This is a genomic window from Bacteroidota bacterium, from assembly GCA_018816945.1.
Classification (GTDB): Bacteria; Bacteroidota; Bacteroidia; order Bacteroidales.
Genome location: JAHIVC010000011.1, coordinates 16,216 through 38,857, shown reverse-complemented (window position 1 = coordinate 38,857; position 22,642 = coordinate 16,216). Strand labels below are relative to the sequence as shown.

At 35.5% G+C, this 22,642-nt stretch carries 20 protein-coding genes and 2 tRNA genes; 10 read left to right on the top strand and 12 right to left on the bottom strand.

Going from position 1 to position 22,642, the window contains the following annotated elements; genetic code table 11:
* Window positions 1-1,394: 1,394 nt before the first annotated feature.
* From KKG99_02135 to KKG99_02120, 4 genes are all read right to left on the bottom strand, one after another.
* Entirely contained in the window at window positions 1,395-2,459 is a 1,065-nt protein-coding gene (locus tag KKG99_02135; protein MBU1011779.1) for a nucleotidyl transferase AbiEii/AbiGii toxin family protein, read from the bottom strand.
* A gap of 25 nt (window positions 2,460-2,484) precedes the next feature.
* The gene (locus KKG99_02130) at window positions 2,485-3,237 is read right to left on the bottom strand and encodes a hypothetical protein (protein ID MBU1011778.1); all 753 of its coding nucleotides are present in this window, start codon (window positions 3,235-3,237) and stop codon (window positions 2,485-2,487) included.
* Between the two features lie 400 nt (window positions 3,238-3,637).
* A complete protein-coding gene (locus KKG99_02125) occupies window positions 3,638-4,858 on the bottom strand; it encodes a site-specific integrase (GenBank protein ID MBU1011777.1) in 1,221 nt (406 codons plus the stop codon).
* Between the two features lie 233 nt (window positions 4,859-5,091).
* Window positions 5,092-5,165, bottom strand: a tRNA-Asp gene (locus KKG99_02120).
* 277 nt (window positions 5,166-5,442) lie between these two features.
* Between KKG99_02120 and KKG99_02115 the strand changes: the two genes are divergently transcribed.
* Window positions 5,443-6,201 carry a N(G),N(G)-dimethylarginine dimethylaminohydrolase gene (locus tag KKG99_02115; GenBank protein MBU1011776.1) on the top strand — a complete coding sequence of 253 codons (759 nt, stop codon included), beginning with the start codon at window positions 5,443-5,445 and terminating at the stop codon, window positions 6,199-6,201.
* Between the two features lie 145 nt (window positions 6,202-6,346).
* Here KKG99_02115 and KKG99_02110 read toward each other — a convergent pair whose 3' ends face one another.
* The 7 genes from KKG99_02110 to KKG99_02080 all read right to left on the bottom strand — a co-directional run bounded on the left by KKG99_02110 (window position 6,347) and on the right by KKG99_02080 (window position 12,656).
* Window positions 6,347-8,440: a ComEC family competence protein gene (locus tag KKG99_02110; GenBank protein MBU1011775.1), complete on the bottom strand. Its 2,094-nt coding sequence runs from the start codon at window positions 8,438-8,440 to the stop codon at window positions 6,347-6,349.
* 56 nt (window positions 8,441-8,496) lie between these two features.
* On the bottom strand, window positions 8,497-9,609 hold the full coding sequence (gene lpxB / locus KKG99_02105) for a lipid-A-disaccharide synthase (protein MBU1011774.1): 1,113 nt from the start codon (window positions 9,607-9,609) through the stop codon (window positions 8,497-8,499).
* Window positions 9,610-9,616: 7 nt separating this feature from the next.
* On the bottom strand, window positions 9,617-9,898 hold the full coding sequence (locus KKG99_02100) for a hypothetical protein (protein MBU1011773.1): 282 nt from the start codon (window positions 9,896-9,898) through the stop codon (window positions 9,617-9,619).
* Window positions 9,879-10,661: a 5'/3'-nucleotidase SurE gene (gene surE, locus KKG99_02095; GenBank protein MBU1011772.1), complete on the bottom strand. Its 783-nt coding sequence runs from the start codon at window positions 10,659-10,661 to the stop codon at window positions 9,879-9,881. The genes KKG99_02100 and surE overlap by 20 nt, the downstream gene beginning before the upstream one ends.
* An 80-nt stretch (window positions 10,662-10,741) precedes the next feature.
* Window positions 10,742-11,326: a septum formation protein Maf gene (maf, locus tag KKG99_02090; GenBank protein ID MBU1011771.1), complete on the bottom strand. Its 585-nt coding sequence runs from the start codon at window positions 11,324-11,326 to the stop codon at window positions 10,742-10,744.
* Window positions 11,327-11,349: 23 nt separating this feature from the next.
* Window positions 11,350-11,871, bottom strand: coding sequence for an HAD-IIIA family hydrolase (locus KKG99_02085; GenBank protein MBU1011770.1), 522 nt, complete (start codon window positions 11,869-11,871; stop codon window positions 11,350-11,352).
* Complete coding sequence (locus KKG99_02080; protein MBU1011769.1) at window positions 11,868-12,656, bottom strand: DUF2520 domain-containing protein; 789 nt, start codon at window positions 12,654-12,656, stop codon at window positions 11,868-11,870. The genes KKG99_02085 and KKG99_02080 overlap by 4 nt, the downstream gene beginning before the upstream one ends.
* Before the next feature lie 197 nt (window positions 12,657-12,853).
* Here KKG99_02080 and KKG99_02075 point away from each other — a divergent pair, with 197 nt between their 5' ends.
* The 6 genes from KKG99_02075 to KKG99_02050 all read left to right on the top strand — a co-directional run bounded on the left by KKG99_02075 (window position 12,854) and on the right by KKG99_02050 (window position 17,575).
* Window positions 12,854-14,062 (top strand): pyridoxal phosphate-dependent aminotransferase, encoded by a 1,209-nt coding sequence (locus KKG99_02075; GenBank protein MBU1011768.1) that lies wholly within the window; start codon window positions 12,854-12,856, stop codon window positions 14,060-14,062.
* A gap of 93 nt (window positions 14,063-14,155) precedes the next feature.
* Entirely contained in the window at window positions 14,156-15,160 is a 1,005-nt protein-coding gene (locus KKG99_02070) for a D-glycero-beta-D-manno-heptose-7-phosphate kinase (GenBank protein ID MBU1011767.1), read from the top strand.
* 7 nt (window positions 15,161-15,167) lie between these two features.
* On the top strand, window positions 15,168-15,881 hold the full coding sequence (ubiE, locus tag KKG99_02065; GenBank protein MBU1011766.1) for a bifunctional demethylmenaquinone methyltransferase/2-methoxy-6-polyprenyl-1,4-benzoquinol methylase UbiE: 714 nt from the start codon (window positions 15,168-15,170) through the stop codon (window positions 15,879-15,881).
* Window positions 15,882-15,943: 62 nt separating this feature from the next.
* On the top strand, window positions 15,944-16,720 hold the full coding sequence (locus KKG99_02060; GenBank protein ID MBU1011765.1) for a PorT family protein: 777 nt from the start codon (window positions 15,944-15,946) through the stop codon (window positions 16,718-16,720).
* A 15-nt stretch (window positions 16,721-16,735) separates the two neighbouring features.
* Window positions 16,736-17,449, top strand: coding sequence for a hypothetical protein (locus KKG99_02055; GenBank protein MBU1011764.1), 714 nt, complete (start codon window positions 16,736-16,738; stop codon window positions 17,447-17,449).
* A gap of 54 nt (window positions 17,450-17,503) precedes the next feature.
* Window positions 17,504-17,575: transfer RNA gene (locus tag KKG99_02050), tRNA-Glu, on the top strand.
* Window positions 17,576-17,817: 242 nt separating this feature from the next.
* Here KKG99_02050 and KKG99_02045 read toward each other — a convergent pair.
* Complete coding sequence (locus KKG99_02045; GenBank protein MBU1011763.1) at window positions 17,818-18,942, bottom strand: Fic family protein; 1,125 nt, start codon at window positions 18,940-18,942, stop codon at window positions 17,818-17,820.
* Window positions 18,943-19,579: 637 nt separating this feature from the next.
* Here KKG99_02045 and KKG99_02040 point away from each other — a divergent pair.
* The 3 genes from KKG99_02040 to KKG99_02030 all read left to right on the top strand — a co-directional run bounded on the left by KKG99_02040 (window position 19,580) and on the right by KKG99_02030 (window position 22,634).
* Window positions 19,580-19,906 carry an ORF6N domain-containing protein gene (locus KKG99_02040; GenBank protein MBU1011762.1) on the top strand — a complete coding sequence of 109 codons (327 nt, stop codon included), beginning with the start codon at window positions 19,580-19,582 and terminating at the stop codon, window positions 19,904-19,906.
* Between the two features lie 226 nt (window positions 19,907-20,132).
* Entirely contained in the window at window positions 20,133-20,921 is a 789-nt protein-coding gene (locus KKG99_02035) for a LamG domain-containing protein (GenBank protein MBU1011761.1), read from the top strand.
* Between the two features lie 447 nt (window positions 20,922-21,368).
* Window positions 21,369-22,634, top strand: coding sequence for a TRAP transporter large permease subunit (locus KKG99_02030; GenBank protein ID MBU1011760.1), 1,266 nt, complete (start codon window positions 21,369-21,371; stop codon window positions 22,632-22,634).
* Window positions 22,635-22,642: the final 8 nt, after the last annotated feature.

Sequence of the window (22,642 nt, the reverse complement as noted above, 5' to 3'; positions counted from 1 at the left end):
ATACTCAATTCTCACAAGTAAATGATTTTTACCCTTTAAGGCGAGCACTTCTCCTTTATATCCTAATGGGCCGTGTAATACTACAACCTTTGGATTGACATTTAAAATACTATTGATAGCCTCAAAAATAGATTCTTATTGACTACTTTCTTGATAAATTCTATCTGATTATCAGGGATTGAAGCTGCTATTTACCAAAACATACAAAGCTATATACTGAAGAGGTATTTAAAACTGTAAAGAACTTTTTACTTCTGATATGAACAAACACATAGAGGCTAAAGATAGGTTCCACTAACTATTTCTTTCGATCCAACTACTTACGTAATATTTTCCTTTTAGGGAGGGAATCCTCTATAATCATCTCATAAAAAGAAGATTATATTGCTTTTTTGTGATTTATGCGTGTATATATGTGATACTATTTATCCTCAAATGTAATTGTTTTTTAAACGGCTTCGCCACATCAGTCCCATAAACCAAGATTGATTAATTTTACAGAATCGAGTAAATTTGCATGTATTAATAATCATTAGCAAAATGGATTTTCAAATGGTGGTAATTTACTGCAAATGGCAGTATAGGTCTATGAAAGGGAGTAGATTGCAATACATTTCAATCTCAATATGGTGCCCCCTTTAATTCCCCCGAAGGGGGAAGATTGTCTTGTCTTAAAAAACATAGAAAATAATGAATTTGGAAGGGGGTGTTTGTGTGCGCTTGGTATATGTTGCAGATATAGAGCGGGTTATAATGTACAGGATTGCGCACACATATTTTCGTAATGCATGTTTTGGAGCGCACAGCAGGCGAACAATGAAAGATCTGATTTGAACTATGTTCGTTTAATGTGTTCGCTATATTTGATTGATTATTAATAATATATATAAAAAACACACACTGCGCACACAGTTTTTGGCTGTTGGGGAATTGGTAAATTAGTGAATTGGTGAAATATTGTTCATTTTCTTTGCTTGTCCAAAGAAATCCCGAAATGATTCGGGACAGGCTCCCCAAAAGAAAGGACAGAAAAAACGATTCTCCCAACGCATATGGCCTACCTAAACCTCGCCGTTTTTTCGGGCCAGCGCTTTATCGTACAATAAACTTTAAAAGATCAAATAAAAGGATGGATTAGAATAGGGTGTTTTGTTCTTCATCGGGATTGATGAAGAATTCGCGTTTGAATTGGAATGGCTGGCCCTAGTTTTTGATGTAAGTAATCTTTTCAACCAGCAGGCCATCATCCCAGGTCTGGCTGAGGTGTGGATATTAATATATTTTCACAAACATCTGAAATAATGGCCGAAGTGATTTTTTTGCATCAATTGTTTTAAAGCATTATTGGTTTTATTGTTCATGTCGTCTACTGCTGAACGTCCCATCTAGTTTATTTATGTTATAAGTTGGTTAATTTTATACCAATAAAAAAAAGCTTCGGGATTTGATTTTTTAAATTTGCTTAATTTGTTATTTAGTGGCTCTCCAATAATCCAATCCTTTATTTGCGCAGGATTTTTAAATTTTTCTATTTTTTTGGCACCATGCTTTATTAAAGAGGCCATATATGCAGCTTTTGAAGCATGGATTATCGCTTTTTCCAAGTGATAGCTCTCGGAAAAAATGAATCTGCTTACTCTCTGGATACCTTGTTGTAAATGTTTAAAATCTCCCATGCCGTCTGCTCCTCTAGTTGCTATGCATAAGGAGGTTTGGAAGATGTCTTCTAATACATCATCTTCATTGATAACTTCATTATTTCGATAAGATAATTCAGCTGCCGCGAAACGATAAAAGGTCGATTTAATCATTTGCACATCGTTTACCACCTCCATTAAGATTCCAATATCGTAGAGTTGTTTAATGATTTCCATACTCATGCTATCTTCCTTTTTAAAGTATGGAATACCAGTTGTATTTGGAGCAAAGGCAGTCAATTTATCACCAAGCAAATCTTCCAAACAGGGAATATCAACAAAAACATTTTCACCTTTCAATGGCACAAAAGATGATTGTACAGGGATTTTTTCAATCTTTGAATAGTTAATGTTTTCATATAAGATATCAAGTAAAATATATTCCTCCTCTTTATTTGACTTATGAATTGGAGCATAGAAAAATTTATAATGATTCTTTTTAATCTTTGAGATGGTATCTCTGTGTTGTAACTCTTTTCGCGAGAATCCTTGTTCCACAGCAATATCATCTAGGATTTCTTCTAATTTATCTACTTTTTCAGGGATTATAATATCAATGTCGATGGAGAGTCTTTTTGTTGAATTGAGGTGAAGCATTAATGCTGTGCCCCCTTTAAATACAAATGGGAGTTTATATATCGCAAGTCCTTCCAATAAAAGCAATGCGTGAATTAGTTTTTCGATAAGAATTTTATCCGCTTGACGGTTTCCCTTAGAGATTTTGTTAATCCAAGCAATAGTTATTTCATCTTTATTGATCATGCTATGAAAATTGATAGCAGCATTTTTACTGCTGTTCTTTATTTATTATTGAATGCAGATATTTGTTAAAACTTTCTTTTTTCCGTCGTCGGCTAGCATATCGTGTCATCCTATTTTGATTAATAACATACTTCCCGAATGCTTCTTTGAAAATTGTTCGCATTTCCGCGCCCTGTTGAGCAGAAAAAACCACCTCATCACAATAGATATCCACCAGTAGTTTTTCCAATGAGATGGTTTCAAATCCATTACTGTTTTGAGTTGGGGCTTCAGATATCAATGGTTTAATAATTAATGCTTCTTTATCGATCGGTACATATTTTTCTAAAATATCGCTTTTAGGTTCTAAAAAAACAGGATAATTCATTTCTTTTAGAAAATAGAACACTGATTGGGTTGCTTCTTTTTCAACTTCAATCATGAGATAAAAAAGACCTGGTTGATGACGCATAAATTCATTCACAGCCGAAGTATTCCAAATACAAATTTTGAGATAGGGAAATTCCTTTTTAAGCTTATTGTATATGGATTTCATTTTAGATGTGATCTCAGGGACATAAAGGATTCCTTTTCCAAAATTGAATTTTCCTCTTCCTATCCGGCTAAGAATCCCCGTTTGAACAAGGTTATACACCCGCCAATTGATAGTCGTTTGTTTGACATTAGGCTCAAACAACCTATAGCAATCCGCAATTTCCTTAGTCGTAATAACGGTTTGGTTCTTAAATTGCGATTTTAATTTGTCGATATTTAGTTTGTTTGTTGCGATAGTAATCATTATTGTTTGAGCAAATATACAAAAACTATATTACGGCAGCAAATTAAATTAATTGCCAAAATATAGTATTATATAATGTAAAGTAAATCTTATAATATAAAATAATGAATTTGAAAGGGGGTGTTTGTGTGCGATGTGTGTATGTTGCTGATTATGTATTTGTTATGGCGCACAGTGATGCGCACACAGTTTGAGTGTGTGCGCGTTTTTATGCGCACACTGAGTGCACACACATTTATCATTATTTGAGTGTGTCGCGATAGTGTGTGCGCTATATTTTATTGACTATTAATAATATATATAAAATGCGCACACAACGCACACACTTTTTGGCTAGTGGGAAATGTTGTTTTATTCTATTTGTCTCGTTGTCTCGTCCTGAAAAAAGTTTACTTGATTTCTATTCTGAGTACTTTTCAGCAATATGTTCCATATCCCTCCCTACTTTTTTATCTAATAGCCTTGCATAGATTTTTGTCATCTCCAATGAACTATGGCCAAGCATTTTTGAAACGCTTTCGATCGGTACATCATTATTGAGTGTAATTGTGGTTGCAAAAGTATGACGTGCTACATGGCTGGTAAGTGTTTTTGTGATTCCACAGATGTCAGCAATTTCTTTCAGATAGGCATTCATTTTTTGGTTTGAGTTAACAGGCAGCAATACATTTTTTTCGATTACCACCGGATGATCTTTATACTTTTCAATGATTGCTATCGCTACCGGTAAAAGAGGGATGTTACTCAGGACATTCGTCTTTTTTCTTTTAATGCTTATCCATTGCTTGTTATCAAATCCGACAATAAGATTTTCAGGTGTCAGTCTTTGAAGATCGGAATGTGCCAGGCCAGTATAACAAGCAAATAAAAAACAATCTTTCACCATTTGGAGTCTTTCGATTGAAAATTCTTTTTTGATTATCCTGGATATTTCTTCTTCAGACAAGTAATCACGATCTACTTTCTTCCAGGATAATTTATAGTTTGAATAGGGATCCTTTTTTAACCAATCATTATGCAAAGCTATTCTTGTTATCCTTTTGAAAATATTCAAGTATTTCATTGTGGTATTATGACTGCATCGTTTTTCGCTTCTTATATAGAATTCGAGATTAGAAATAAATTCATGATCAACCTTAAGGATTGCCAGATCCGCCTTTTTGTATTTGAATAAAATAAAGTCCTTTACATGTTTGTAGCAAGATCGATATTTGGTATAAGTGCCTTTTGAATATTCGATGCCTAATAAAGCTTTGATTTTCAAAGTATGATCATTAAATATACCTAATATAGTTTGGATCGAGGGTTCGACACCAAGATATTTATTTTTGAGATGTTCGGGTGTGATTTCAATGCCGGCATTATTCATTCTGTTGATAATGGATTGAAACTTGAATTTAACAGAATCTATAAATTCATTTACCAACTTAGCTTCCTGAGAATTTCCAATAGCACCGCCATTTTCTTTACTCCAAAGTTCAGGTGTAACGCTGCAGTTTAATACAAATTCAGTATGATCTTTGTTAACGGTGATTTTTGCAAATAATGATGCTTTACCAGACTTAAGAAGTTTTTTTCTTTTGATGAAAAACAGCAGGTTGTAAGATGTCCAACGGCTCATGATAAAAATTGTTTAATTATTTGATTAAAACAAGAAAGTTTAAGCAAAATAAAGCAATGATTATCAGCATTTAAGGGTTATCACTATTGGACTTTTTTGAAAAAATTTAAGTCCAATAGTTAGTCCAATAGAAATGTACAGAAAAGGGGATAAAAACGCAGAAATGGATAAACGGAAAAGCCCTGTAAGTTTATGATTTACAGGGCTTTGCATCTTTATGCTATCCATTTAAGCGGTCCGGACGGGACTCGAACCCGCGACCTCCGCCGTGACAGGGCGGCATTCTAACCAACTGAACTACCGAACCAATATTTTTAAGAACTATTATTTCAACTTTTTATTCGATAGTTGTAAGATTCCGAACCTGTCTCGCTTGTCGCGAGATACCAGGGCGGCATTCCCTGCCTGCCGCAGGCTGGTAACCAACTGAACTACCGAACCAATATTTGTTTTAATGAACATCTAAACATCGCTGCTTAGAGCGGGCAAAGATAATTCAATTTTTTGTTCCACAAAATAAATTATCAAAAAAAATAAAAATCACTTATCCTTACTTTAACTATTTTTGAAATAAAAATAAAAGGATGTTTAAATACGCTTTAGTTCGCAAGCCTGCTGAATCGATGATTCATGGCATTACCAGTATGAATATAGGTAAGCCTGAATTTCAAAAGGCATTAAATCAGCACAGTGAATATTGTAAGGCGCTTAAAAAGTGCGGGTTGACTATTGTTGAGATTGCCGAAGAACCTCAATTTCCAGATAGTGTTTTTGTAGAAGACACTGCCATTGTCACCGAAAAATGTGCCATAATAACTTTTCCGGGTCACATAAACAGGAGGGGTGAAGAACTAAGCGTTGCTTCAAAACTTGAGGAATTTAGGACATTAGAATACATTACATATCCCGGAACACTGGATGGTGGGGATATCATGCGCGCAGAAAACCACTTTTTTATCGGATTGTCGGATCGGACAAACAAAGAAGGGGCGGAGCAACTGATGAAACTTCTTGCAAAATATGGCTATACTTCCTCAATGATAGAGATCGATAAAATGCTTCATTTAAAAACCGGGATTAACTATGTGGGTAATCAAACCCTCGTGATGATTGACAGCTTATTGTCGATGAAAGGATTTGATGACTATAAGAAGATTTCCATTCCGGATGAAGAAAGTTATGCGGCAAATTGTTTATTGATCAATGATTATTTATTGGTTGCCAAAGGTTTTGAAAGGGCCAAAAAAACTTTTGTAAATGCAGGATTTAAAATTATTGAGTTGGAAATGAGTGAATACATGAAGCTGGACGGAGGACTGAGCTGCCTTTCATTACGATTTTAATCAGTGAGACTATGATTTTGATTCTCAAAATCATTTAGCCGAACTGATCCCGAGCAAGTGTCGAGGGATCTCATCGGTTTAATTTCCCTGAGTTTTCTCCGGAAGAAAGGGTCTAGGGCTTGTCTTGGGGTTTAATACCATTTATTCACAGGTTGATAATATAAGCACCCGAATTGTTCACGGCATAAAGTGAAACTCCAATTTTTTCTGCTTCCTGTACCAATTTTTGTGTAAAATAGTTTGAGTTTGAAGAATCCAGAATAATAAGTTTTGGAGAGAAATTAGATTGCAATTTTTCCATCGAAATATTTGGGTTATTTGAGATAATCAAGTAATCGACCGGAATCTGGAGCTTTTTTAGAGCGTCATCGTTGTCTTTGCTAATTCTTAAAAAAGTATGATTCTGAAAGAAAAACAAATCTCCATGCTTTATTAATTGGATTGAAGGATCTTTATTTTCATCAAAGGACACAATTTGAGGCTGACTGATACCCGAGTACCACCAATTGGTTGTTAAGTGGTAATTGATTTTCTGTTGGTCGATGATCAGCGCTGAATCCAACATTACAAAATTCTTTTTGCCTTGTTGAAACTCAATTGCAGAATAACCCTGAATTTTATAAACAATCATTTTATGCTGCCATAATTGTGAAATATTTTTGTAACTGAATCCAAATCCTAAAATGATAATTGAAAGTAAACCTAAAACAAACCATGATTTTGATTTCTGTAGGATTGATTGTGTGATACCGATAATTAAAAGATAGATGATGAGCATCATCAAAAAGCTCAAAACCAAGCCTTTCATGGTTGAGCCGGGTAAAGATTCGATGAAAGCAACGTATTTATTCATAAAACTGATGGTCATTTTAAAAATAAATTGAAAGCAGAAAGAAATCAATGGAATGGATGATAGCAGCAAGTAGAGAAATCCAATATTGATGATAAGAGTAGCTAATAAAATGACCACTAAATTGGTAAATAAAAAATAAACCGGGAATTGATGGAAATAATAAATCGCTATGGGGAATGTCCCCAACTGTGCCGCAACCGACACTATTAAGATGGAAAGTATTTTGTCGATGATATGGTTTGGATGATAAAGTTGTTTTTTAATCAGCGGATAAAGAGATACGATTCCAATCACGGCTGCATATGAAAGTTGAAACCCAACTTCCATAATCATCAATGGATTAATTAAAAGTAGCAGAAAGGCAGAAGTTGCAATGGAATTATAAATATTCCCTTTTTTATTGAATGCTTCGCCCACAATAATAAAACTAAGCATGACCGAAGCTCGCAAAACAGAAGGTGAAATACCGGTAATCAGAGCATAACTCCAAATAAAAAGTATTAGCAACAGGGTTTTTATCAGTTTTTGGGCCCCCTTTTTCTTTAAAAATGATAATATGAGGTTGAATGCTAAAAAGATAATTCCTACATGTAAACCCGATACGCAAAGTACATGTATCGCTCCTGAACCTGAATAGTCTTGGCGGGTTTCATCATCAAGAATTTCATCCTGTCCAAGCAGGATTGCTGCTGCTACCGCGAATTCCGATTCTGATAGATTTGAACTCTTTAGGGTGCTTAGTAAATGTTGTCTGATTTTTAAGGCATAATATTTAATAGGGTTAGCTTGTTTATGATCAATGATTTGCCACGCATCTTTATTTAAGTAAGCTTGATGATAGATATTGCGGTTTTTTAAATATTTCCGATAGTTAAATTCATGTGGGTTCTGTGGAGGATTTATTTCCGACAAACGAGTGTTGATTTTTAGAACATCTCCGTAAACCAGCATTTTTGCTAAACTATCTTTAGCGAGGTAAATCAGGCATTTTATGGAAGTCGGAATTGAATTTTTATTTATTTCCCCCCCAAAAACATCACCTAAAATTTTTATTGATTTTGCCGATTCGGAAGGCTCTTCAGTAATCATAAAAAAATAATCCTGTTTTTGATTGGATGAAACAGCTAGAGGGCCTTTTGATTTTTGCATTGTAGTTAAGAGAATTCCCAATAACATAAAAATGATTCCAATAAAAAACCCGGGGATCAATCGGAACCGATAATTTAAAAACTTGGTAAAGGGCAGTAGAAATGAGCTGATAAGAACAATGATAATGAAGAATAATGAAGGATACAGTATCTCGGTATTTGTAAAATAAGCGATGAAAACCCCAAGGAGATAAAATAAGAGTATACGTACGTAAGGAAATTTATGCCAGAAAATCATAAAAAGAAAAAGATGTTTTTCTTTTTATTCCATTTTTATGATTTTGTCCTGTAAAATTATTGTAGGAAAGAGAAAATTTTATTTGCAGCCCTCTTGGAAGCCCCTTCTTCGCCCAATAGTTTTTTGAGCTCAATAAAATCAAGCTGCATTTTATCGCGATATTGTGAGTTGTTCAACAATTCATTCAGTTCTGTCCGGATGCTTTCAGTATTAAAATCCGATTGAATAAGCTCCTTTACCACAGCTTTATCCATAATTAAATTAACCAAAGAAATGTATTTGATTTTGATTAATTGACGTGCGATAAATACCGAAACAGCATCCCCTTTATAGCAAACAACTTCCGGCACATTGAATAATGCGGTTTCGAGTGTGGCTGTACCTGATGAAACGATGGCTGCCTTTGCATGATCCAATAAATTATAGGTTTGTGCGTGAATTACTTTTATATCACTTTTACCAAGTACCGAAAAATAAAAGTCAGGAGTAAGTCCGGGAGCTCCGGCAACCACAAACTGCGAATCAGGAAAGTGAGGAATGACTGATAACATGATTTTCAACATGCGTGAAATTTCCTGTTTACGGCTGCCCGGTAAAACAGCAATAATTGGTCTCTCATCAAGCTGGTTGTGCTTTTGGAAATCCTGCTTGTTGCTGATTTCCCTATTTTTGATAACATCAAGCAATGGATGGCCCACAAATTCGACATCATAATTTAAATCCTGATAAAATCCTTTCTCGAAAGGCAGGATAACAAACATTTGATCAACATCACGTTTTATTTTTTTAACCCTCGATTTTTTCCAGGCCCAAACCTGAGGAGAAATATAATAAACCGTTCTGATATTGTTATTTTTCGCAAATTCTGCAATTCTCAAGTTGAAGCCCGGATAATCGACCAAAATAAGTACATCAGGGTTGAATGCTAATAGGTCGTTTTTACACAGCTCAAGGTTTTTACGGATGGTATTAAGATTGGCAACCACGTCCTTGAAGCCCATAAAGGCCAGTTCGCGATAATGTTTTACCAAAACGCCCCCTTGGGTTTCCATCAAATCCCCACCCCAGCACCTGAAATTTGCTTCCTGATCCAGAAGATTAATTTCCTTCATCAAATTTGATGAATGCAAATCACCCGATGCTTCTCCTGCTATGATATAATACCGCATAATGAGACTATTGAAGCCAAAAATAAGCAATTACATAAATGAACGTCACAAGTAAAATTCCACGACCTGTAAGTTCATATTTTTTATTGATGAAATAGTACCTGATCGGCCAAAGGTTGAATGCAATTCCGAGTATTTTTAATTTTGAGAGATCTTGAATTACAATATAACCTGTAAACATTTCAACCAAGGTGATGATTCCATAGACCAATAAAAATCCCATAACCGGTAGAATTAAACCGATTACCCCACCAAATACATGACTGTTTTTATTTAATAGATTTCCCATTAAGTTGCCATTTTTTAATCGTTGCGATTTCTTTGTGGGCAGTAAAATCAAATTGGGTTGGAACTACCGATACATAATGATTTTCCAAAGCCCATTGATCTGTATCAGGCTCATTATCCAATTTTTCAAAATATCCGGTTAGCCAAAAGTAATCTTTCTCCCGAGGATCTTTACGTACGTCAAACTCTTCAACCCATCGGGCCTTTGACTGTCGACAAATTTTAATCCCATTTATTTCTTCCGCTTTTATGGCGGGAATATTTACATTTAAACAAACTCCTTGCGGGAGGCCTTCTTTTAAAACCTTTCCGGTAATTTCATTAATAAAGTTGCCGCAGGCGCTAAAGTCAGCTTTACTGCTGTAATCCAATAATGAAAACCCAATGCTGGGAATTCCGGAGATACAACCTTCGATGACAGCTGCCATTGTACCCGAATAAACCACGTTTACCGAAGCATTCGATCCATGATTTACACCCGAAACCAACAAATCAGGTTTTTTCCTTAAAACCACTTGCTCGCCCAACTTCATGCAATCAACAGGAGTTCCATTGCATTGATATTCACGGTATCCATCTTCTTCTATAATTTTTTCAAGCCTAAGAGGCGATCTTACCGTTATCGAATGGCTGGTTGCCGACATTGGGAATTCTGAAGCCACAACTGTAACATCTCCAAGTTTTCTCATAACGGAAATTAAATATCTCAAACCCTTGGCGTTTATGCCATCATCATTGGTGATTAAAATTGTAGGCTTGCTCATAAAGTCATTATTTATTTGAGTGACAAAAATAGAATAAATTTATGGAACCTTTAAGTTTTAGCTTATGAGCTTTGTTTGGATCAGAATTTTAGTAGTTCTTCATAAAGCTTCTGAACAGGCAGGCCCATCACATTGTGGAACGATCCTGATATTTCACTTATCCCGATAAAACCGATCCATTCCTGAATGCCATAAGCACCGGCCTTATCGTAGGGTTTGTAATTTTCTATATAATAATTAATTTCCGCTGAAGTTAAGGTCTTGAATCGAACTTTTGTGGAAGCGGAAAATATTTTCTCTTTTTTATTTGATTTCAAACAAACACCGGTAATCACTTCGTGCCATCTGCCCGATAGCAATTGGAGCATCTCTTTTGCATGTGCAAAATCTTCAGGTTTAGCAAGCATTTTGTCATCCACACAAACAATGGTATCCGCTGTAACCAGAAGTTGATCATCCGGGATCTCATTCGGTTTAAATGCAGCAGCTTTAAGTCCTGCCAGATATTCAGCAATTTCTTTTCCCTTCAGATTTGGCGGGTAAACTTCGTCAATTTCTCTAAGCTCAACACTGAAATCAAGACCCAGTTCTTTCAACAGCGATTGACGTCGGGGTGAGCCGGATGCAAGAATGATTTTATATTTGAGTGAATTTAGTTCAGGCATTTTGAAATTTTTAAAAGCTGAAATTACCAGTGAAAAGCATCATCGGTCATCCATTTTCCCTGAACTTTCATTACCTGTTCGATGACATCCCGTACACAACCTTCACCGCCATTTAAATGTGAAATATAGTTCGAAATTGATTTAATTTCTTCCGATGCATCGGCAGGGCAGGTAGCTACTCCTACTTCCTGCATAATTTTATAATCGGGAATGTCATCGCCCATATAAAGCACATTTTGGGGCTCCAGTTTATGATCCTTTAGGTATTTATGATAAACTTCAATCTTATTATCCACACTTAAAAAAACATCAGTCACATTTAATGCATCAAAGCGATTGGTAATCGATTGAGATTTTCCACCTGAAATAATCACAATATTATAACCCATTTTTACGGCAAGCTGAAGTGCATAGCCATCTTTAACATTTGCGGTGCGTAAGGGTTCTCCGGTATTCATTAATATAACGGTTCCATTGGTAAAAACACCGTCGTAATCGAAAATAAAAGTATTGATGTGGATAAGCGCTTCTTTGTAATTTATCATTGCTTTGAGTATTTATTCATGATGTGTTTGGAAATTAACTCGTACATTTCCTTGAATTCGGGTCGTGAATTTAAGAAATCCAAATGGGTCGAAATGATTTTTTTATCTCCTCGTCGGGCCGGGCCTGTTTGTGTTTCATCCGGATTTTGAGACATTGCCTTTTCTACAGTTTCAATAATAAGCGGTTTTAGCAGGTTGAAAGAAAGTTGATTCGATTCCAAAATATCTTTCGATACGGAATAAAAATAATTGGTAAAGTTAGAAGCAAAAACAGCAGCAATATGCAAAGTTTTTCTTTGGTCCGAACTGATGAGGTGTATATTATTAGAAATTTTTTCTGCCAGCCTCACCAATTTTGATTCATTAGTTTTTGTATTGGCTTCAATACAAATCGGAATATCTTCAAATTCGATTTCTTTGTTTTTTGAAAAAGTTTGCAGGGGATAAAAAATGCCATAATTATTTTGGAAGTTTTGAAATACATCCATTGAAATAGTGCCGGAAGTGTGAACTAATAGCTTGTCTTTGAATGGAAAAGCTCCGATGACTTCTGTTAAAGCATCATCGCTTAAACATAACAAATAAAGGTCGGCCGAAGGAATAACGGCTTTTAGGTCGTTGGTCCACTTCGTACCCAAATGAATTGCAAGCGTTTCAGCATGCCGGATGTTGCGCCCATAAATTTGTATGATCTCCAATCCGGCCAATTGCAATGCAATGGATAATCGGGTAGCCAAATTACCTGAACCAAGTACGACAATTTGATGTATTTCGGCCAAATCCATTTTGTTAATTTAGTAGCGAAAATACGAAAATATAACCAATATGATATTCATAAATCTATTCAGTTTTATGAATCAAAATTAAAGTATCTAAACAACTTTAATATTTTTTGTTTCTTAATAGTGCAGTCTGTTGTATATGTTTAAATTACTAACTTTGTGTACACTTAGTTAACCAGATTCGAATTAATACTATGGACATGAATAAAGAATTTTTATCAGACAGGGTGAATAATTTATCAGAGTCGGAAACCTTGAAAATGACTCAGAAGAGTCGTGAACTTAAAGCCAAAGGAAATGATGTAATTGCCTTGACTCTTGGAGAACCTGATTTTAACACACCGCAAAATGTGAAAAATGCAGCTATCAAGGCTGTTGAGAATAACATGACCCGTTACACTCCGGTACCCGGTTATCAGGAATTGCGTGAAGCGGTTGTTAAAAAGTTTAAAAGAGATAATAATCTGAATTATACAGCCGAGCAAATTGTTGTTTCAAATGGAGCAAAACAATCCATAACAAATACTATACTTTGCCTGGTAAACCCGGGTGATGAGGTCATAGTGCCATCGCCATACTGGGTTTCCTATCCCGAAATCGTTAAGCTTGCAGAAGGTAAGGTGATTGATATTAAAACCAATGTTGATACGGATTTTAAAATCACTGCCAAGCAATTGGAAGATGTTATTACCGAAAAAAGCAAGGTTTTGTTATTTTCTTCGCCTTGTAATCCCACGGGTTCTGTTTATTCAAAAGAAGAATTGCATGCCATTGCAAAGGTGGTGGCAAAACATAAGCAGTTATTCGTCATCGCCGATGAAATATATGAATTTATCAACTTTAAAGGAAAACACGAAAGCCTTGCCCAATTTGACGAAATATTTGATCAGGTTATTACCATTAACGGGGTATCGAAAGGTTTTGCAATGACCGGCTGGAGAATTGGTTATATGGCAGCTCCTTTATTTATTGCAAAAGCATGTATTAAGTTACAGGGACAATATACTTCAGGTGCTTCTTCGATTGCGCAAGCCGCTGCTCTTGAAGCTACTTTAGAGGACCCAAGTACATCAGAATCGATACAAACGATGGTAAAAGCTTTCAAAGAAAGAAGGGATTTAGTCATTGATTTATTAAAAGAAATCCCCGGTGTTAAAACCAATATCCCGGATGGTGCCTTTTATGTTTTTCCGGAAGTGGATTCATATTTTGGAAAATCGGATGGAAACTATCATATTAAAAACTCTGATGACCTATGTATGTACATCTTAGAAACAGAATATGTAGGTTTGGTTTCCGGAGGTGCTTTTGGTAACGATAAGTGTATTCGGATTTCCTATGCCACTTCATCCGATATTTTGACTGAAGCAATCACAAGAATAAAGCGGGCACTCAGCAAATTGAAATAATCACGAATTTTTTAAATCCCGGTTCAGCCGGGATTTTTTATTTTTTATCCCACCTATTTAACTATTTTTGTTTAACTATTTATTAATGGCCTCATGTTTTCAAAAGAAAATTTAAATCAACTATTTGATGCTTTTAGCAAGCTAAAGGTTATTGTTGTTGGCGATATTATGCTTGATGCTTATGTTTGGGGTAAAGTTGACCGTATTTCGCCCGAAGCACCCGTACCAATCGTTGCCATACAAAAACGGATGAACCGTATGGGAGGTGCTGCCAATGTTGCTTTGAATCTCAGATCGCTGGGTGCCGAGCCAATCATTTGTTCAGTTATTGGCGATGACCAGACAGGGGAAGATTTGCTAACAGTAATTAACAACGAGTCGCTCAATTCAAAAGGAATTATTAAGAGTAAAGATCGGATCACCACAACTAAATTCAGGATTTTCGGCAATAAGACCCAAATGTTGCGCCTGGATGAAGAAGTGACCTATGATTTGAATGGACATGAAGAAAAGAAACTGGTTGATCTTATTCACAATTTATTGGATACTCAAAGAATCGATGCCATCATCTTTCAGGATTACAATAAGGGAAATTTGAGTAAGAGCGTAATCACAAAAATTATTGAACTTGCAAATAGGTTTAAGATTGTTACCGCTGCTGACCCAAAAAATAAAAATTTCTTCGAGTTTAAAAATGTAAGCCTATTCAAACCAAATTTAAAAGAATTACAAGAAGGTTTAGGCTTTACACTCGACGAAATTTCCAAAGAAAACCTTCTGAATCTTACAAATAAATTGAATGAAACCCTGAAGGCAAAAATGGTGATGACCACTTTATCGGAGCATGGCGCATTTATTTGTGAAAAAGGGCAAGATCCAATTCTTGTTCCTGCGCACAAAAGACCCATTACCGATGTTTCAGGAGCAGGGGATACGGTAATCGGTGTTGCCACCCTTTGTCTGGCATTACAACTATCGGCACTTCAAATAGTTTCCTTATCGAATTTGGCAGGAGGTATTGTATGTGAAGAAGTTGGTGTAGTTCCAATCAATAAAGCAAAATTTTTAGAGGAAGCAATTAATAAACTAACGATATAAATAGATCATGGCTGTTGATAATAAAAAAGGCAAGAAGGAATCGGTAAGGAAGATGTTTAATGAGATCTCTTATCGATACGACTTTTTGAATCATTTTTTATCAATGGGAATTGATATTTTGTGGAGGAAGAAGTTGGTAAGCCTGCTGAAAAAACAGCATCCAAAATATGTGCTTGATATAGCAACAGGGACAGGTGACCTTGCCATAACGGCATCTCGGATCGAGGCAATTAAAATTGTTGGGGTTGACATTGCAGAAAAAATGTTGGCCGTAGGACAAAAAAAAATTGAACATAAAAAGCTGACTCATAAAATCGTACTAAGCATTGGTGACAGTGAGAATTTGCCTTTTGAAACCGGAACATTTGACGCCGCAATGGTTGCTTTTGGCGTTCGTAATTTTGAAAATTTGGATAAAGGATTGGCTGAAATGTACCGTGTATTGAGGGAAAAATCAAAAGTTTATATTCTCGAATTTTCGATGCCTGAAAAATTTCCGGTCCGGCAATTATATCATTTCTATTTTAAAAATATATTGCCTTTGATAGGTCGGATTGTTTCTAAAGATCGCGGTGCTTATACTTATCTTCACGATTCTGTTCAGGAATTTCCTTCGGGAGAAGCATTTTTGAGCAGATTAAATAAAGTAGGATTTAAAAATTCAACACAGTTAAAATTGTCATTCGGGATAGCCAGTATTTATGTAGGGGAGAAATCGTAATTTTTTGCCTGAGAAATAAAAAATAATATCGATCGTTATTCAATAAATTAAAAATACTTGCCTTGAAATTTTATAAGAAAATTATTTTTGGTCTCCTGATTAGCCTGATAGCAGCTTCTGTGAATGTTAAAGCCCAAGGCAATCGCATTGAAAATCTGGTAAAGCGCGATTATGATCCTTATCATTTCGGATTCATACTTTCGTTCAATCAAATGAATTTCTCGCTTAAACCAAATGAAGATGTTTTGGGTAAAATGATGGCTACAAATAGTGTTGCAGAATTTCCCGGGATCGATTCAGTAAGATTTTTGGGTGTGAATAATGAACCTGTTATTGGTTTTACTGTTGGAATTGTGTCGAACCTGAAATTAACCCCATTGCTCGATTTGCGTTTTATCCCCTCCTTATCTTTTGGTGAGCGTAAGCTTAATTATGCATTTACGAGTTTTAAGGATGATGAAGATCCTCTAAATGTGGATATCCATAAGAGTATTCAATCAACCCACATCGATCTTCCGCTCTATATCAAGTTTAAATCAAAAAGGGCACATAACTTTAGGGCTTATGTGTTGAGTGGAATTAAGTACACTTACGATCTTTCAGCAAACTCAAAAAAGAATAAGGAAAGAAATGACGAGTTGCTCCAGTTGGGAAATCAGGATTGGCTTTTTGAGGCTGGTGCTGGTTTCGATTATTATATGCCTTATTTCAAATTCGGAGTTGAACTCAAAATGTCGTATGGGTTTAATAATTTGCTAAAGTCCCAAAACAATATTTATGTGGATGGAATCGAAAGCTTAAAATCAAAATTATTTCAAATTTCTTTTACCTTTGAGTAAATAAAATTTACTATCATGACTGAGCAACAAAATGAGAAATTATTTGAAGATTTAATTGCAAAAGCCAACCTCAAACAAGACGTTTATCAAAATACCTTAAAGGTCTTTAATATGTTTAAAGAGGGGGTCAAAAATACCCTTGATAGCCTTCGTGAAAGATCCGTGAGTGGAAAACATGAAATCCCTTTTGAATTTAAAAAAAGAGGGGATTTCGATATTGAAATGAAATTCGCTGGTGATATTTTGATTTTTATGATGCATACCAATATTTTCGAAATTCCGAGAGATCATTTTATCATGCGTTCGTCTTACGTAAAAGAAGATACTTCACGGTCATATTGCGGGATTATAAATATTTACAATTTCCTTGCCGACTCATTTAAGTACAATCGTGTTAATGATAGTGGTTACCTTATAGGTAGGGTCTTTGTTAATAAGGATATGCATTATTTTATTGAAGGAAAGCGCGAAATCGGAATGATCTATAATAATTTCGTTACTTCCCAAATGAATCAGGAATTAGCTTGTACGATAGTTGAATCGGCAATCAGATATACCATGAATTTTGATTTATTGACACCTCCTTACGAAAACGTGAAAGAAGTTAACGTATTTGATTTCCTGAGTAAAAGGGATGCAATGTCGCTGAAAACAGGGAAGCGACTGGGGTTTCAGTTTCAAGCCGATAAGGAAGAAGTAAATAATATGAAAAAAACCAAAGAATTATAAAAAAACACTTTGGCGGAATCAAAAAAGTATTATTTTTGCACCCACAAAACAAAAGGTCCGTTCGTCTAGGGGTTAGGACGCCAGGTTTTCATCCTGGTAACAGGGGTTCGATTCCCCTACGGACTACATCAGGCTTCTCATCCGGGAAGCTTTTTTGGTTTAAGCAATACACCTTTCTCATTTATACAATTTACAGATTATTCTCCCGCTGGACATGTTGTCCGTGCCTTTTCTTTTAAAGCAGCAAAAGCCCGGACTTGCCTGCGGCAGGCAAGCCTCCACATCCGAGAGTAGAACAAAAAGCAAACCCAGCTTACAAGGCTGGGCTTTGTTTTATAGAGTATATGCTTGTTTGGTTTTACAACTAACTAATTCCCGCCTAATATCCTAAGCAGATCGTTATTTAAATAGTATACCTCAAGGCCTTCCTTCTTTGGCGATAATATACCAGCTTCCGTTAGTTCAGCCATATACTTGGTAATGGTTGTCCTTGATGTTTTATTAAGGATTTCACCAATGGTTTTGGCCTTAATATAGGGTTGGCTATAAATGGATTCGTTAAGCTCTCTAGTATACCATTTGAATTTTGACTTTGCATAAGTATAGGTTTCATTCATCTGCTCAGAGATATCTGTTATTAAATTCCGGGTATGGATAGCGGTTGTTTCAACGGCATCAAGCATATAGATTATCCAGTTTTTCCAGTGCTGCCTTTGTGTAACCCCAGCCAGATGATGATAGTAATCATCTTTATTCCTAATAATATATTTGGATAAATAAAGTACCGGCTGTGTTAGTAAGCCTGCATGAACCAAGTATAGCAGATTCAAAATCCTGCCCGTTCTTCCATTGCCATCCTGAAATGGGTGTATGGCTTCAAATTGATAATGTGCGATACACATTTTTAGCAAGGGATCTGTTTTAGAAAACGCTTGATTATTGAGATAATCAATCAGATTATTCAAAAATGCTTCAATAACAGCTTCCCCTCTGGGTGGCGTGTATACAACTTCTCCCGGACGTAATTCACTATTTCCTCTTCTGATTACAACCCTTGCCTGTGGAGGTCTGATACCGGTAATGTTCCCGTTAATCTGCTGAGCTATTTCAATGATTGAATCTGTTTTAATATAGTCTCTCTCAATGATAGCTTTATAACCTGACCACATTGCCTCTCTGTACCTAAGAACCTCTCTTGTTGACGGGTCTGCATATTCTTCTTTTTTAGAATCGGAGATAGCTTTATACAATTCATCGTCTGTAGTATAAATATTCTCTATTTCTGATGAAGATCTAGCTTCCTGAATAGCAATGGTATTAACCAGCATTAAAGGATTTGGAAGCTTTGTTATCTCACTATTTATTGCAGACAATGCCCGGGAAGCTGAAAGTAGTTTTTTAAGAATATCAGGATCATTTTCTAAATCTATTTCAGGTGGCAGCAATGGTAAATTATTGAAAGGCTTATTTCGATCAAAAGTATAAACGTTCATTTTATATATAATTATTGGACATAGTGCAAAAGTATGTCCATTTTTCAGAGAATCCAAATACTATGTTCATAAATACACTCTAAAATGAACATAGTATTGGAGTTTGTTCATAAATATTAAACTATTCATAAAATTTGTTGATATAATTATATGTAATGCATTCATCTTAAAACTTGATATTATGATAAAACAGATGTCAATTGTGAATAATCAAAAACAAACAACGCTCAGAAATTTAGCTATTAAGTCCAATGAGTTTGAAAATTATATTAGCGATTTTGAAAAATGGCTAAGGGTTTTTGGTTTTGCGAATTCTACGACCTACTGCTGTAGGCAGACAGGGCAGGCCAGATTGTGATTCAATACGATCACCATTAAGCCCCCTCGTCAGCAGTCAGGAATTCTGTTAAGCGACGACATTTTAATCGGTTTGGTATAAAGACTAAATGTCAGACAGGTCCAATGTTTTGCCGGCCATTAACACGTAAGTTCAACTAAACGTTACCAAATGAACAACCTGAAAAACCTGCAAAGTAAGCTTGAAATATATCATCCTTTGCAACAAACTTAGGGATTACAATCTGTGAGACCCAATTTAGAAATCATTCATTTTGGAAACTTTAAATAGGGAATAACAATGGAAAATAAAAATCAACAAGTAAGCTTATCTGAGAATCTGGTTGCAACTAAAATATATTTAATAAGGGGCAAGCGTGTAATGCTTGACAAAGACTTAGCAGAATTATACGAAGTTGAAACACGGGCGCTAAACCAAGCTGTAAGCAGAAACCTTGAACGCTTTCCGGAAGTTTTTATGTTCCGACTGACCCAAACAGAGTTCGAAATCTTGATATCACAAATTGTGACATCAAGTTGGGGAGGCACAAGAAAACTTCCGTATGCCTGCCTGGTTTTAAAGTCCTGCAGGGTAGTATCGATAATATCAAGGACCCAGTTGAGCTAAGGTTGTGAGAATAAAACAAATAAGAGTTCGGCGGAGGTTAAACATCGATGCCAACGGCATCAAATTAAAAAACAGGTGATAAACGGACTACATCAGGCTTCTCATCCGGGAAGCTTTTTTGTTTTATGCAAAACACCTTTCTCATTTTTTAATCTATTTACAGATTCTTCTTTACAAAATTAGAAAAACGAATTATTTTTGAACAACCATAATTAACTGATGTTATATGATTGCAAAAAGAAATTTTTTCTCGCTCATCATACTTGTATTGATTGTGATGGGCTGTGGTAAAAGTAGTGCGGATGATGATGTAATGGTTGACGAAAACAAGGATCCGGTTCCAATCATTCATTATAATTTTGAAACCCCGACAGGGATAAAGGTTTTCGATGCAACAACGAACCAAAACCATGGTAATTTAATTGGGGGGCAATGGTGGATTGAAGATAATAAACCAACTATCGCTTTTGATGGGAATGATTATATTGACATCCCCATAACTTCTGCATCAAAATTTAACACCCTTGAACACGGGAGTATTTCGATTCAATTTAAATTCAGGAATTTTAACGGAAAAATTCAGCCCATTGTTTATTTTGGGGAGTCATCAATTGGGGTACCACACAATAGCCTGATTATTGAAGTCGGGCATGGTAATAATTTGAATAACCGAAAACTATATTTTACCATCGTAAATGCAAGTTTTTGTTTTGACAGTAATGAAGATCTTGACGAAAACACTTGGTATCATTTCGTTGCAGTGGTAGGACCCGAAGGTAATACAGGATACCTAAATGGGGTTGAGTTAACACATAGACACTATAATTTAGGATCAAACGCAAGCTATACTGATTTCTTTTTGTCGGTACCAACCAAAGAAATATTTACTTTGGGCTATGGTCGATATGGCCTAAGTAACGATTTTTATTTCTTTGATGGATTCATTAGCGATTTTCGGGTTTATAAAGAAGTGCTCAGCAGGGAAGAGGTTCAGAAGATATATACAAAGCTATAGTAAAGCCAAATCAGGTCTTATGATATGCATAACTTACAAGTTAATTGATTTGACATCCACTTCCGGAAGAAATTCATTTTTAATTTTAAGAGCGCAATCAATTAAAGTACTTCCAATATTTTTAAATCTAATCAGAAAAAGCACAATTAGTAAAACACTTTATTTAAATGGTGTTTAAAGCCTCTGATTGACTGAATAATAAGTGAGTTAAAAAGAACCTAATAAATTCATAATGCGGGCTGTTATAGCTCACTTATTATGCTGAAAAAAATCCATAAATACATCAATAAGTTGACAAACTGAATGTTATTATACGTGGCATGTCTTTTGCCTTTCAGGTTTATCGTTGTGCATTTTACTGATGCGGATAGTTCAAGCTTTAAGAAAAGAATTACAATTGATTGTTCATAGAAAATATAAGTCATTATAAAACAATAGCCTGGAATTATGAGTTTTGAATTGATCATATTAATCACCATGCTGGCCACTTTTGCATTAAGTGTCTTTATCTTGAAAATGCCGGCAGGGGTATCTTTAATTTTAGCAGCAATTATTGGTGCTTTGCTCGATGGTCATGGACTTCCTGTCAGGCATCTTGTTGAAGGCGGATTTGGGTTTTTCGAAGCAATATTAATTATTGCAACAGCCATGATATTTATGAAAGTAATGGAGGCCAGTGGAGTTCTGGCTCAAATTAGTCTCGGGATCATAAAAACATTTCATAAGTCACCCACCATACTACTGATCGTAATTGTTTTATTTGTCATGTTTCCTGGAATGCTTACCGGTTTATCTTCAACTTGTGTATTGACCACAGGAATGTTGGTTGCACCCATATTATTGGCGATAGGAATTCCAAGAATTGTGGCCGGTTCTTTAATTGCAATGGCAGCAGTTTATGGAGAAGTGGCTCCTCCAATCAGCATTCCGGTTATGATTATCGGTGGTGGGGTTGACATGCCCTATATAGGGTTTACCATTCCATTGCTATTAGTTACGATACCACCGGCTTTGTTTACAGCAATCTATTATCGAATCAGATATGTGAAACCATTCAATATTGAAGAGGTTCTTAAAAAGCTTGAAAATTTAAAACCGTCAGATCAGGGATTTAAAATCTATATTCCGCTTATATTCGTAATAGTATACATGGTCGGAGAAATTACTTTTTCAGATTTTATACCGCATTTAGGAGTACCTCTCATTTTTGCAATTGGTTCGATTATAGGAATTATGATATCTCCTAAAATTAAAATTATTATGGTGTCCAGAAATGCCTTGCGCATGGCGTTACCTGTAATAATTATTCTGGTGGGTGTTGGAATGTTCCTTCAAATACTTACCCTTACCGGAGTAAGAGGATATATGGCTGTGTCAGCACTTCAAATGCCTGATGCTTTCAAATATCTGACTGCTGCTATCATGCCTTTTATGGGGTCTGCTTATGCTTCAGCTAGTGTCATAGGGGTTCCGTTGGTTTATGTATTTATTGGCAAAAGTGCCATTATGGTTACAGCTTCACTGGTAATGATGGCTGCCTTGGGAGATTTGATGCCACCACCAAGTTTATTGTGCGCTTATGCCGCTCAAACAGTCGAAGTTAAAAATCATTTTAAGATATTAAAGCAAAGTATAGTGCCAATAATTTTTTCAATGTTAATAGGTCTACTGGTGTTGATTTTTGCTAAGGATTTAGCTGGCATTTTTTTATAAATATGAAT

Bases quoted from the DNA above. Each gene is read 5' to 3' on its own strand.
- KKG99_02135 (MBU1011779.1), bottom strand. From the start codon at position 2,459: ATGATCAATAAAGATGAAATAACTATTGCTTGGATTAACAAAATCTCT.
- KKG99_02130 (MBU1011778.1), bottom strand. From the start codon at position 3,237: ATGATTACTATCGCAACAAACAAACTAAATATCGACAAATTAAAATCG.
- KKG99_02125 (MBU1011777.1), bottom strand. From the start codon at position 4,858: ATGAGCCGTTGGACATCTTACAACCTGCTGTTTTTCATCAAAAGAAAA.
- KKG99_02115 (MBU1011776.1), top strand. From the start codon at position 5,443: ATGTTTAAATACGCTTTAGTTCGCAAGCCTGCTGAATCGATGATTCAT.
- KKG99_02110 (MBU1011775.1), bottom strand. From the start codon at position 8,440: ATGATTTTCTGGCATAAATTTCCTTACGTACGTATACTCTTATTTTAT.
- lpxB (MBU1011774.1), bottom strand. From the start codon at position 9,609: ATGCGGTATTATATCATAGCAGGAGAAGCATCGGGTGATTTGCATTCA.
- KKG99_02100 (MBU1011773.1), bottom strand. From the start codon at position 9,898: ATGGGAAATCTATTAAATAAAAACAGTCATGTATTTGGTGGGGTAATC.
- surE (MBU1011772.1), bottom strand. From the start codon at position 10,661: ATGAGCAAGCCTACAATTTTAATCACCAATGATGATGGCATAAACGCC.
- maf (MBU1011771.1), bottom strand. From the start codon at position 11,326: ATGCCTGAACTAAATTCACTCAAATATAAAATCATTCTTGCATCCGGC.
- KKG99_02085 (MBU1011770.1), bottom strand. From the start codon at position 11,871: ATGATAAATTACAAAGAAGCGCTTATCCACATCAATACTTTTATTTTC.
- KKG99_02080 (MBU1011769.1), bottom strand. From the start codon at position 12,656: ATGGATTTGGCCGAAATACATCAAATTGTCGTACTTGGTTCAGGTAAT.
- KKG99_02075 (MBU1011768.1), top strand. From the start codon at position 12,854: ATGAATAAAGAATTTTTATCAGACAGGGTGAATAATTTATCAGAGTCG.
- KKG99_02070 (MBU1011767.1), top strand. From the start codon at position 14,156: ATGTTTTCAAAAGAAAATTTAAATCAACTATTTGATGCTTTTAGCAAG.
- ubiE (MBU1011766.1), top strand. From the start codon at position 15,168: ATGGCTGTTGATAATAAAAAAGGCAAGAAGGAATCGGTAAGGAAGATG.
- KKG99_02055 (MBU1011764.1), top strand. From the start codon at position 16,736: ATGACTGAGCAACAAAATGAGAAATTATTTGAAGATTTAATTGCAAAA.
- KKG99_02045 (MBU1011763.1), bottom strand. From the start codon at position 18,942: ATGAACGTTTATACTTTTGATCGAAATAAGCCTTTCAATAATTTACCA.
- KKG99_02040 (MBU1011762.1), top strand. From the start codon at position 19,580: ATGGAAAATAAAAATCAACAAGTAAGCTTATCTGAGAATCTGGTTGCA.
- KKG99_02035 (MBU1011761.1), top strand. From the start codon at position 20,133: ATGATTGCAAAAAGAAATTTTTTCTCGCTCATCATACTTGTATTGATT.
- KKG99_02030 (MBU1011760.1), top strand. From the start codon at position 21,369: ATGAGTTTTGAATTGATCATATTAATCACCATGCTGGCCACTTTTGCA.